Consider the following 12,167-nt stretch of genomic DNA (forward strand, 5'->3'; position numbering starts at 1 on the left):
AGGTAGAATGCGCGCCCAGTTTTTGGAGAAGCGTATGACCCTGCTCAAATTCAGCGATGTGTCCCTTGCTTTCGGCGCCATGCCGTTGTTGGACAAGGTGTCCTGGCAGATCGCCCGTGGTGAGCGGGTGTGCATCATCGGCCGCAACGGCACCGGCAAGTCCAGCATGATGAAGCTGGTAAAAGGCGACCAGAAGCCTGATGACGGCTCTGTCTGGCGTGCCCCGGGCCTCAAGATCGGCGAATTGCCGCAGGAATTGCCGGTGGCCGACGGACGGACAGTGTTCGACGTGGTTGCCGAAGGCCTGGACGGCGTTGGCGAGTTGCTCGCGCAATACCATCACTTGGCGCAGAACTGCGTCACCGAGGAAGACCTGGACAAGCTGATGCACGTCCAGCAAGACCTCGAAGCCCGCGACGGCTGGCGCTTGCAGCAACTGGTGGACAGCACCCTGAGCCGCCTGCAACTGCCGGCCGACAAGACCCTCGCCGAATTGTCCGGTGGCTGGCGTCGCCGTGTGCTGCTGGCCCAGGCCCTGGTGTCCGAGCCGGACCTGCTGCTGCTCGACGAACCGACCAACCACCTGGACATCGGCGCCATTGCCTGGCTTGAAGAAGCCATCAAGGACTTCCAGGGCGCCGTGCTGTTTATCACGCACGACCGTGCATTCCTGCAAAGCCTGGCCACGCGCATCCTCGAGCTGGACCGTGGCGGCCTGATCGACTGGAACGGCGACTACGCCAGCTTCCTGGTGCACAAGGAAGCCGCCCTGGCTGCCGAAGAAACCGCCAACGCGCTGTTTGACAAAAAGCTGGCCCAGGAAGAAGTCTGGATCCGCCAGGGCATCAAGGCCCGTCGCACCCGTAACGAAGGCCGCGTACGTGCCTTGAAAGCCTTGCGCGTGGAGCGCAGTGAGCGCCGCGAGCGTACCGGCAAGGCCAATATCCAGCTGGACACCGCCGACAAGTCGGGCAAGCAGGTAATGGTGCTGGAGAATGTCAGCTTCCATCACCCGGACGGCCCGTTCCTGATCAAGGACTTCTCCATGGTCCTGCAGCGCGGCGACCGTATCGGCCTGCTGGGCGCCAACGGCACTGGCAAGACCACCTTGCTCAAGCTGATGCTCAGCGGTCTGCAGCCGACCAGCGGCAAGGTTGAAGAGGGCACGCGCATCGATGTGGCCTACTTTGACCAGTTGCGCCACCAGTTGGACCTGGAAAAGACCGTGATCGACAACGTCGCCGAAGGTCGCGACTTTATCGACATCGACGGCCAGAGCCGCCACGTACTCAGCTACCTGGGCGACTTCCTGTTCAGCCCGCAACGTGCACGTACCCCGGTCAAGGCCCTGTCGGGTGGTGAGCGCGCGCGTTTGCTGCTGGCCAAGCTGTTCAGCAAGCCGGCCAACCTGCTGGTGCTCGACGAACCGACCAACGACCTCGATGTGGAAACCCTCGAGTTGCTCGAAGAAGTGCTGCTGACGTTCAACGGCACTGTGCTGATGGTCAGCCACGACCGGGAATTCCTCGACAACGTGGTCACCAGCACCCTGGTCTTTGAAGGTGAAGGCAAGGTGCGCGAATACGTCGGTGGTTACCAGGACTGGTTGCGTCAGGGTGGTTCGCCACGTCTGCTGGGCGTGACCGAGAGCAAGTCCGGCAAGGCCGACCTGACCTCGGCGGTTGTGACTCCTGTGCAAGAGGCTGCACCGGCCCAGGAAGCTGCACCAGCGGCCAAGAAGAAACTCAGCTACAAGTTGCAGCGTGAGCTGGAAGCCTTGCCGGGTGAGATCGACGCCAAGGAACAGCAGATTGCCGCGGTAGAAGCGCAAATGGCTGACGCCGGTTTCTACCTGCGCCCGGCGGCAGAAACCGCTGCGGTCATTGCTTCCCTGGAGACGTTGAACCAGGATCTGGAAGCGTTGGTTGAGCGTTGGGCCGAGCTGGATGCCTGAGTAATCGCACCGCAATAAAAAAGCCCGGCACTCTTCTATGAGCGCCGGGCTTTTTAATATGAAATGCGATTCAACTGTGGGAGCTGGCTTGCCTGCGATAGCGGTGTAACAGCCATCTGATGCATCAACTGACAGACTGCTATCGCAGGCAAGCCAGCTCCCACATTAGACCTTCATCGGTCTTACGAACTCTTTGCCAGTTTGACGGCCAGTACATCGCAAGGCGCGCCGTGCAATACATCATTAGCGGTGGAGCCCAGCAACAGTGCCAGGCCATGACGGCCGTGGCTGCCGACCACGATCAGGTCACAGGCCTTTTCCTTGGCCAAGTGGTGGATTTCCTGGCGCGGTTGGCCGTAGGTCAGGTGGCAGTCTTCCTTTTTCAGGTGCGGGTATTTGAGAATCAAACGGTCCAGGCGCTCCTTGGCCTGGTCAAATTGTTGTTGCTGCAACTGGGAAAGGTCCATCGGCACGTCACCGCCAAAGGCCATGGCCATGGGCTCGACGATATGCACCAGCGACAGTATGGCGCCATTGGCCAATGCAGATTCCTGCGCGCGCTTGATCACCGGATCGCACTCTTCGGTCAGATCGACAGCGACCAGAATATGTTTGTAGGGCATGAGGCGTTCCTCCAGGGGGCTGCAATAAGTTCAGTATGGCTGCTTTCAAGCGGATGGGGTTGCGTCAGGTCAAATCCGCTCATCTAGAAATTCGGGAGTACACATATGACGGTGTGGATAGTGGTGTCAATCCTTGCGGTGGTTTTAAGCCCCCTGGCCTGGCTGCGCCCGTCGCGTGGGCAGAGCGGGCGCATGGCCCTGCGCATGGAGGCACGCCGCATCGGCCTGGCCATGCAGTTGGCGCCCCAGGAATGGCCACACTGGCTCAAGCAAGAGCCGCCGAGCCCTTGTGCACAGTACTGTCGACCACGGCGTGGGAGCACGCCGGCCATCTGGAGTTACTGGCAGCTGGAGCCGGGTGTGTGGGTCAATCAATGGCGCGAAGGGTGTGTGGATGAAAAGTTGTTGCCGTATTTTGCAACGCTACCGGCGAACGTCTACAAAATTGAAGCGGACAAGCAAATGATCGCGTTGTATTGGGGCGAGAAGGGCGACGCGAGCGTGCTCAAAGACATCGATGCGCTGCTCAAGGCTCTGGCCTGACCCTGCGTTTGTAGGACCGAGCAAGCTCGCTCCTACAGAGATCGGGCAATAAAAAGCCCGACTTCATCATCGGGCTGGAGGTGGCCAGGCAGGCCGGTAAATCTGCAAGTTCCCGCTAGCCTAGCCGTATATCCCTTTCTGTACAGCCGCTTCCCACACCTTTTCTATTATTGATCTTGTGAATATTTGAATATTGACGGGTTGCCTGCCTGTGGTCCGGGTTCTGAAATGACTGGAAAGTCGCGTTTTACCGAGCCTTTGGAGCGATTGACAATTGCCCGGAATTGGATGAAGGTGGCGTACCCAAATCAAACGGGCGTATGAATTGAGCGTTTGTCCTACAGGCAGCTCATACATTACCCCGACTATCGCACTGGCGGGTGTGCCTGGCGGATGGGTTTGAGCATTGATGCGACTGTCAACGTCAAACCAGAGGCCAGCGTCCGGTGTGTACTGTTCAGCTTCCATATCGTGGAGATCAGTTGATGATTTACGAAGGTAAAGCCATCACGGTTAAGGCTCTTGAAAGTGGCATCGTCGAACTCAAATTCGACCTCAAGGGTGAGTCCGTCAACAAGTTCAACCGTCTAACCCTGAACGAACTGCGTCAGGCCGTAGACACCATCAAAGCAGATGCTTCGGTCAAGGGCGTGATCGTCTCCAGCGGCAAGGACGTGTTTATCGTCGGCGCTGACATCACCGAATTCGTCGACAACTTCAAGCTGCCCGATGCCGAGCTGGTGGCTGGCAACCTCGAAGCCAACAAGATCTTCAGCGATTTCGAAGACCTCAACGTGCCGACCGTTGCCGCGATCAATGGCATTGCGTTGGGTGGCGGCCTGGAAATGTGCCTGGCAGCGGATTTCCGCGTCATGTCCGCGACCGCCAAGATCGGCCTGCCGGAAGTCAAACTGGGCATCTACCCGGGCTTCGGCGGTACCGTGCGCCTGCCGCGCCTGATCGGTGCCGACAATGCGATCGAATGGATCGCCGCCGGTAAGGAAAACAAGGCCGAGGACGCACTGAAAGTCGGTGCCGTCGACGCAGTGGTGGCTCCGGACAAACTGGCCGAAGCCGCGCTGAACCTGATCAAGGGCGCCATCAGCGGCGAATTTGACTACAAGGCCAAGCGTCAGCCGAAGCTGGAAAAACTCAAGCTCAACGCTATCGAACAGATGATGTCTTTCGAAACCGCCAAAGGTTTCGTGGCAGGCCAGGCCGGCCCGAACTACCCGGCCCCGGTTGAAGCGATCAAGACCATCCAGAAGGCCGCGAACTTCGGTCGCGACAAAGCCCTGGAAGTGGAAGCGGCTGGCTTCGTCAAACTGGCGAAAACCTCGGCGGCCCAGAGCCTGATCGGCCTGTTCCTGAACGATCAGGAACTGAAGAAAAAGGCCAAGGCCTACGACGAAATTGCCAAGGACGTGAAGCAGGCTGCCGTACTCGGCGCCGGTATCATGGGCGGCGGTATCGCCTATCAGTCGGCGTCCAAAGGCACGCCGATCCTGATGAAAGACATCAACGAGCACGGTATCGAACAGGGTCTGGCCGAAGCCGCCAAGCTGCTGGTGGGCCGCGTGGATAAAGGTCGCATGACCGCTGCAAAAATGGCCGAAGTGCTTAACGGCATTCGTCCTACGCTGTCCTACGGCGATTTCGGCCACGTCGATCTGGTGGTCGAAGCGGTTGTCGAGAACCCGAAGGTCAAGCAGGCGGTATTGGCTGAAGTGGAAGCTCAGGTCAAAGACGACACTATCCTGGCCTCCAACACCTCGACCATTTCCATTTCGCTGCTGGCCAAGGCCCTCAAGCGTCCGGAAAACTTCGTCGGCATGCACTTCTTCAACCCGGTGCACATGATGCCGCTGGTGGAAGTGATCCGTGGCGAGAAGTCCAGCGAGCTGGCTGTTGCCACCACCGTTGCCTACGCCAAGAAAATGGGCAAGAACCCGATCGTGGTCAACGACTGCCCGGGCTTTTTGGTCAACCGCGTGCTGTTCCCCTACTTCGGCGGTTTCGCCAAGTTGGTCAGTGCCGGTGTGGACTTCGTGCGCATCGACAAGGTCATGGAGAAATTCGGCTGGCCCATGGGCCCGGCGTACCTGATGGACGTGGTCGGCATCGACACCGGCCACCACGGCCGCGACGTGATGGCTGAGGGCTTCCCGGACCGCATGAAAGACGACCGCCGCTCGGCGATCGACGCGCTGTACGAGGCCAAGCGCCTGGGCCAGAAGAACGGCAAGGGCTTCTACGCCTACGAGGCCGACAAGAAGGGCAAGCAGAAGAAAGTCGCCGACCCGTCGGTGCACGAAGTGCTCGCTCCGGTCATCTACGAACAGCGTGAGGTGTCGGACGAGGACATCATCAACTGGATGATGATCGCCCTGTGCCTGGAAACCGTGCGTTGCCTGGAAGACGGCATCGTCGAAACCGCCGCCGAAGCCGATATGGGCCTGGTGTACGGTATTGGTTTCCCTCCATTCCGTGGTGGTGCACTGCGCTACATCGACTCGATCGGTGTGGCCGAGTTCGTTGCCCTGGCTGACAAATACGCTGATTTGGGCCCGCTGTACCACCCGACCGCGAAGCTGCGTGAAATGGCCAAGAATGGCCAGAGCTTCTTCGGTTAAGCGCCCAATCGACTAGAGCGAGAATATTTATGAGCTTGAATCCAAGAGACGTCGTGATTGTCGACTTCGGTCGTACTCCGATGGGCCGCTCCAAGGGCGGCATGCACCGCAACACCCGCGCTGAAGATATGTCGGCGCACCTGATCAGCAAGCTGCTGGAACGTAACGTCAAGGTTGACCCGAACGAAGTCGAAGACGTGATCTGGGGCTGCGTCAACCAGACCCTGGAGCAGGGCTGGAACATCGCGCGCATGGCGTCGTTGATGACTCAGATCCCGCACACCGCTGCCGGCCAGACCGTCAGCCGCCTGTGCGGCTCGTCGATGAGCGCGCTGCACACCGCTGCACAAGCGATCATGACCGGCAACGGTGATGTATTCGTGGTCGGCGGCGTGGAACATATGGGCCACGTCAGCATGATGCACGGCGTCGATCCCAACCCGCACATGTCGCTGTACGCGGCGAAGGCCTCGGGCATGATGGGCCTGACCGCGGAAATGCTTGGCAAGATGCACGGCATCACTCGCGAAGCCCAGGACGCGTTCGGCCTGCGTTCCCACCAACTCGCCCACAAGGCGACCGTGGAAGGCAAGTTCAAGGATGAGATCATCCCGATGAACGGCTATGACGAGAACGGTTTCCTGAAACTGTTCGACTACGACGAAACCATTCGTCCGGACACCACCCTGGAAAGCCTCGCGGCGTTGAAGCCTGCGTTCAATCCAAAGGGCGGCACCGTGACAGCCGGTACGTCGTCGCAGATCACCGACGGTGCTTCGTGCATGATCGTGATGTCGGCGCAGCGTGCCCAGGACCTGGGTATCCAGCCGTTGGCCGTGATCCGTTCGATGGCGGTAGCAGGTGTGGACCCGGCGATCATGGGCTATGGTCCAGTACCGGCCACACAAAAAGCCTTGAAGCGCGCAGGCCTTTCCATCTCCGATATCGACTTCTTCGAGCTCAACGAAGCTTTCGCCGCACAGGCCCTGCCAGTGCTGAAAGATTTGAAAGTACTCGACAAGATGAACGAGAAGGTTAACCTGCACGGCGGTGCGATTGCCCTGGGCCACCCATTCGGTTGCTCCGGTGCACGTATCTCCGGCACTTTGCTTAACGTGATGAAGCAAAATGGCGGCAACCTTGGGGTTGCAACCATGTGCATTGGTCTCGGCCAAGGCATCTCCACCGTCTTCGAACGCGTCTAAACGTTCGGTTGACGGAAGCCGGGGCCCAGTGCCCCGGTTTTTGTTTTTTGGAACTTTTTAATATTTTTTTTCAACAAATTTTGTACGAGGGCCAGAGCATGAAAGTCGAACCAGGGCTCTACCAACATTACAAGGGGCCGCAGTACCGCGTTTTCAGCGTGGCACGGCACTCGGAAACCGAAGAAGAAGTGGTGTTTTACCAAGCACTGTATGGCGAATACGGCTTTTGGGTGCGTCCCTTGAGCATGTTCCTGGAGACCGTTGAAGTTGACGGCGAGCAGGTCCCGCGCTTTGCTTTGGTCCAGGCCGAACCCAGTCTTTTTAAAGGGCAATAACGGCAGGTCGCGCAGAATGCTGCGCTTGACCTCACCTTGTTGCCACTATATATAGCGTTGCCGCGACAGGCGCCAACTGCCTTTCACTTCTCGAATTCAGGAACTTTCCGATCCATGGGCAAATCGCTGGTCATTGTGGAATCCCCGGCTAAGGCCAAGACCATCAACAAGTACTTGGGCAACGAGTACGTGGTGAAGTCGAGTATCGGCCATATCCGAGACCTGCCCACCAGCGGTTCGGCTAGCGCCAGCAAGGAGCCTGCCGCCAAGCGCGGCAAGGCGGCCGCAGGCGAAGGTCCGGTGCTCAGCCCTAAAGAGAAAGCGCGCAAGCAGCTGGTCTCGCGCATGGGTGTGGACCCGGACCATGGCTGGAAGGCCAAGTACGAAATTCTTCCGGGCAAGGAAAAGGTCATCGAAGAGCTGCGCCGGCTCGCCAAGGATGCTGACACCATCTATCTCGCGACGGACTTGGACCGCGAAGGGGAAGCCATTGCCTGGCACCTGCGCGAAGCCATCGGCGGTGATGACAGCCGCTACAAGCGTGTGGTGTTCAACGAAATCACCAAGAAAGCCATCCAGGAAGCCTTCTCCAAGCCGGGCGAGCTGGACATTGACCGCGTCAACGCCCAGCAGGCCCGTCGCTTCCTCGACCGCGTCGTGGGCTACATGGTCTCGCCACTGCTGTGGGCGAAAATTGCCCGTGGTTTGTCCGCCGGCCGTGTGCAATCGGTTGCGGTGAAGCTGGTGGTGGAGCGTGAGCGTGAGATTCGTGCGTTCAACCCCGAAGAATATTGGGAAGTCCACGCGGACCTGGGCACTGCCAAGGGCGCCAACGTGCGCTTCGAAGTGGCCCGCGAGAAAGGCGAGGCCTTCAAGCCGCTGAACGAAGCCCAGGCCATGGCCGCGCTGGAAAAGCTCAAGGCTTCCAGCTACAGCATCGTCAAGCGTGAAGACAAACCGACCAGCAGCAAGCCGTCGGCGCCGTTTATCACTTCTACCCTGCAACAGGCCGCGAGCAACCGCCTGGGCTTCGGGGTGAAGAAGACCATGATGATGGCCCAGCGTCTGTATGAAGCCGGTTACATCACCTACATGCGTACCGACTCCACCAACCTGTCGCAAGACGCGGTGGCGATGGCGCGCACGTATATTGAAAGCGAATTCGGCAAGACCTATCTGCCGGAGAAGCCGAACGTCTACAGCAGCAAGGAAGGCGCACAAGAGGCTCACGAAGCGATTCGTCCTTCCGACGCCAACACCACGCCCGCCAAGCTGAGCGGCATGGAGCGTGACGCTGAGCGCCTCTACGAGCTGATCTGGCGCCAGTTCCTGGCCTGCCAGATGCTGCCGGCGCAATACCTGTCTACCACTGTCAGTGTGGGCGCTGGCGACTTCGAGCTGCGCGCCAAGGGCCGTATCCTCAAGTTCGACGGCTACACCCGCGTCATGCCGCAAATCGCCAAGCCAGGCGATGACGACGTGCTGCCGGACATGGCCCAGGGCGATACGTTGAAGCTGATCAAGCTCGACCCGTCCCAGCATTTCACCAAGCCGCCGGCGCGCTATTCGGAAGCCAGCCTGGTGAAAGAGATGGAGAAACGCGGTATCGGTCGCCCGTCGACCTATGCAGCGATCATCTCTACCATCCAGGACCGTGGCTACGTCGCGCTGCACAACCGTCGTTTCTATTCGGAAAAGATGGGCGATATCGTTACCGAGCGTCTGTCCGAGAGCTTCTCCAACCTGATGGACTACGGCTTCACCGCCGGTATGGAAGAGAACCTCGATGACGTGGCCCAGGGCGAGCGCGACTGGAAAAACGTGCTGGATGAGTTCTACGGCGACTTCAAGAAAAAACTCGAAGTGGCCGAGAACCCTGAGAGCGGTATGCGCGCCAACCAGCCGGTAATGACGGATATTCCGTGCACCACCTGCGGTCGACCAATGCAGATTCGTACCGCCTCCACGGGCGTATTCCTCGGTTGCTCGGGCTACAGCCTGCCGCCCAAAGAGCGCTGCAAGGCGACCGTCAACCTGGTGCCGGGTGATGAAATCGCGGCTGATGACGAGGGTGAATCCGAGTCGCTGGTGCTGCGTGGCAAGCACCGCTGCCCGATCTGCAGCACGGCGATGGACGCCTACCTGCTGGACGAGAAGCACAAGTTGCACATCTGCGGTAACAACCCCGATTGCAATGGCTACGAGATCGAAGAGGGCACCTACCGCATCAAAGGCTATGAAGGTCCGAGCCTGGAATGCGATAAGTGCGGCAGCGAGATGCAGCTCAAGACCGGCCGTTTCGGCAAGTTCTTCGGCTGCACCAATCCGACCTGCAAGAACACGCGCAAACTGCTCAAAAGCGGTGATGCGGCGCCGCCGAAGATGGATCCGGTGAAGATGCCGGAGCTCAAGTGCGAAAAGGTCAACGACACCTACATCCTGCGTGACGGTGCTTCGGGGCTGTTCCTGGCTGCCAGCCAGTTCCCGAAAAACCGCGAGACCCGTGCGCCGCTCGTGATGGAAATCGTACCGCACAAGGACGAGATCGATCCGAAGTACCACTTCCTGTGTGAAGCGCCGAAGAAGGACCCGGATGGTCGCCCAGCCGTAATCCGCTACAGCCGCAAGACCAAGGAGCAGTACGTGCAGACCGAAGTGGACGGCAAGCCTACCGGCTGGAAAGCGTTCTACGACGGCGGCAAGTGGAAGGTCGAGGACAAGCGCCAGGGCGCTTGATCCATCGGATGCGCTGAAGATCCAAATGTGGGAGGGGGCTTGCCCCCGATGAGCATGGGTATCTACACAACTTTGGCATGGCCCTGAACCTGTGGCGAGGGAGCTTGCTCCCGTGGCGGCCTGACAGCCACCGACTATCTAAATGATGCGACGCGATCCAAATGTGGGAGCTGGCTTGCCTGCGAAGGCGGCCTGACAGCCGACCAGGATGTTGGATCAGACCGAGTACATATCCGTTGCTGCGGTAACGGCCGCTTATGGTTTCGCTCTTACAGCGACTCACTTTTGGAGAGGCCCAAAAGTAAGCAAAAGGCCTTCGCCCCACCACTCTGCACCTCGCTGTGGCTCGGTGTGCCCGTAATCCGCCAGTGATTTGGGGGGCCGCCGCCACGCGCCATCCATGGCGCGGGGCGGCTAAACCGGCATCCCTGCCGGTTTACCCCCCAAATCCCTGTCGAATTCCGGCCAGCGTGGTTTAACGGGGCGCCTAAGATCAAGATCAAAAGCAGATCAAGATCAAGAGCGGCTCGCTTCGCATCGTGGTTACTGATGGTTGCTACGTCAGAGTTGTGTAGATACCTATGCCCCGATGAGGGAGTGTCAGTTGATACATCTGTAACTGACCCACCGCCATCGGGAGCAAGCCCCCCCCCCACATTTGCACTTGCAGTACATTCGGCTGATCCGTGACACTGTTCAGCCAGCATCACGCCTATTCGTTGTGGAGATTGCCGTCATGGCCAACGAACTCTATACCCGTACCAATCAGAAAATTTACTTCGCGGGTTTATCCCTGGACGCCCTTGGCCGTGCAGAGGAAGGGAAGGAGATGAATGCCATCGCGCTGGTGCAGGCGGGGCGCGAAGCGGCCTTGTTTCATCTCTATGGTGCGTTGCTGGGGCTGTGCCATGAAATTGCAGGGTTCTATCGCTTGCCCCAGGCGGGTGCCCCCCGTGCAGAAATGATCATGAATCGTGAAGTACTCGATTCGATGGCGATTCCTGAGTTGGCCGAGCTGGTGGAAATGGCCCAGAGCCCTGACAGTTGGGTGGCACGGTTGCTCAAGGCCCATGCCGATATGTTCCATCCACCACGTATTCCCCATGTGCCCAAGGGCGATGTCACCCAGCCGCTGATCGTTGCCGTGGCGTTGGAACAGGATGAGCCCAAGCCCTTGGGGCGCGAAGAGTTGGAAGGCTGGCGCCAGGAGCTGAAAAAGATGGCGCTGCGTTTTCGTGAGGGGTTGAACGAGTGCTGAAGGTAGGCGCTCGCCGGGCACCATTCATCAAGCCGTAAAGAAACCTGCCCGGTTCCTCTGCGAGGCTGGGTGGATGACTGATATAATCTCGGCCTTTCGTGGAGAACAGACTTTTATGCCAACGTCCTTTCTGGAAATTGTTGAACTGCCTGATGGCCGAATCGAACTGCGCCGGGCTGAGGACGAAGGTTCTCTGGTTATTCTGGATTTTTCCGAAGATGCCAAAGTGTTCCTGCAGGGCCAGCACGTGGAAGTGGCTAAAGCCATGTTGAGCGTGGGCGTGCAGATGGCAGGTCGCCTGGCTGAAGGCGAACCGGAGAAGGACGACGGCCCGCGGGTACTTCACTGAAGTCTTGTGCTGAAAGGGCTTCCAAGCCCGATTACTGCACGCCAAGCTGTAGTTTTATCCCAAGCGAATATTCAAACTCTGAGCATCGCCCGTACGTGCGGCACTGATGAGTTGCTGCTTGGCGCTCGCATTCAACGGATTCAACCAGCTCACCACCGTATGACTGCGGCCTAGACGCAAGGCCTCACAGGTCAACTGCTGGGCGCTCTGCGCTCCCCGTGGCTGCAACAGCAGGATGCGCTCGCGGTTGAGGCCGGCGTCCCGCAGCCAGGCCTGGGTCAGGCTGGCGGGCGGGGCGATCAGCGTCAGCCAGCGTGCGTCCTGGTCTTCGCTCAATTCGCGCAGAATTGGCGCCAGCAGGTTCAGGCAGCTTTCGGCTGCACCGCGCAACGACAATTCACTGAACGCCTCAGGTTCACCGCCCCAGGGGGCTTCGACCGTTTCCTTGAGGATGGGCGCAAGGGGTTGGGCCATAAAGGCCTCGAACAGCGACAGTTGTGTGTGTTGTGGGGTGTGCACGAGCTGCATGAT

10 protein-coding genes are annotated in these 12,167 nt (G+C 59.2%); 8 read left to right on the forward strand and 2 right to left on the reverse strand.

Features of this window, described 5'->3' with window-relative positions; all coding sequences use genetic code 11:
* Positions 1–34: 34 nt before the first annotated feature.
* Complete coding sequence (locus tag IH404_RS09125; RefSeq protein ID WP_194440305.1) at positions 35–1,954, forward strand: ATP-binding cassette domain-containing protein; 1,920 nt, start codon at positions 35–37, stop codon at positions 1,952–1,954.
* A 182-nt stretch (positions 1,955–2,136) separates the two neighbouring features.
* On the opposite strand, the gene IH404_RS09130 is transcribed toward IH404_RS09125, so the two are convergent.
* Positions 2,137–2,577: a universal stress protein gene (locus IH404_RS09130; protein WP_005786147.1), complete on the reverse strand. Its 441-nt coding sequence runs from the start codon at positions 2,575–2,577 to the stop codon at positions 2,137–2,139.
* A gap of 105 nt (positions 2,578–2,682) precedes the next feature.
* Between IH404_RS09130 and IH404_RS09135 the strand changes: the two genes are divergently transcribed.
* The 7 genes from IH404_RS09135 to IH404_RS09165 all read left to right on the forward strand — a co-directional run bounded on the left by IH404_RS09135 (position 2,683) and on the right by IH404_RS09165 (position 11,636).
* Positions 2,683–3,120 (forward strand): hypothetical protein, encoded by a 438-nt coding sequence (locus tag IH404_RS09135; protein WP_005786149.1) that lies wholly within the window; start codon positions 2,683–2,685, stop codon positions 3,118–3,120.
* Between the two features lie 485 nt (positions 3,121–3,605).
* Positions 3,606–5,753, forward strand: coding sequence for a fatty acid oxidation complex subunit alpha FadB (fadB, locus tag IH404_RS09140; RefSeq protein ID WP_005786151.1), 2,148 nt, complete (start codon positions 3,606–3,608; stop codon positions 5,751–5,753).
* A 29-nt stretch (positions 5,754–5,782) separates the two neighbouring features.
* Complete coding sequence (fadA, locus tag IH404_RS09145; protein ID WP_005786153.1) at positions 5,783–6,958, forward strand: acetyl-CoA C-acyltransferase FadA; 1,176 nt, start codon at positions 5,783–5,785, stop codon at positions 6,956–6,958.
* 98 nt (positions 6,959–7,056) lie between these two features.
* Positions 7,057–7,293 (forward strand): DUF1653 domain-containing protein, encoded by a 237-nt coding sequence (locus tag IH404_RS09150; protein ID WP_032803813.1) that lies wholly within the window; start codon positions 7,057–7,059, stop codon positions 7,291–7,293.
* Between the two features lie 114 nt (positions 7,294–7,407).
* Entirely contained in the window at positions 7,408–10,029 is a 2,622-nt protein-coding gene (topA, locus tag IH404_RS09155) for a type I DNA topoisomerase (RefSeq protein ID WP_005786156.1), read from the forward strand.
* Positions 10,030–10,765: 736 nt separating this feature from the next.
* Entirely contained in the window at positions 10,766–11,287 is a 522-nt protein-coding gene (locus IH404_RS09160) for a DUF6586 family protein (protein ID WP_032877217.1), read from the forward strand.
* 115 nt (positions 11,288–11,402) lie between these two features.
* A complete protein-coding gene (locus tag IH404_RS09165) occupies positions 11,403–11,636 on the forward strand; it encodes a hypothetical protein (protein WP_005786160.1) in 234 nt (77 codons plus the stop codon).
* Between the two features lie 54 nt (positions 11,637–11,690).
* Here the strand turns inward: IH404_RS09165 and sulA are convergent, their stop codons facing one another.
* Positions 11,691–12,164 carry an SOS-induced cell division inhibitor SulA gene (gene sulA, locus IH404_RS09170; protein WP_005786162.1) on the reverse strand — a complete coding sequence of 158 codons (474 nt, stop codon included), beginning with the start codon at positions 12,162–12,164 and terminating at the stop codon, positions 11,691–11,693.
* Positions 12,165–12,167: the final 3 nt, after the last annotated feature.

It is taken from the genome of Pseudomonas sp. OST1909 (genome assembly GCF_015277575.1).
Lineage (GTDB): Bacteria > Pseudomonadota > Gammaproteobacteria > Pseudomonadales > Pseudomonadaceae > Aquipseudomonas > Aquipseudomonas synxantha_A.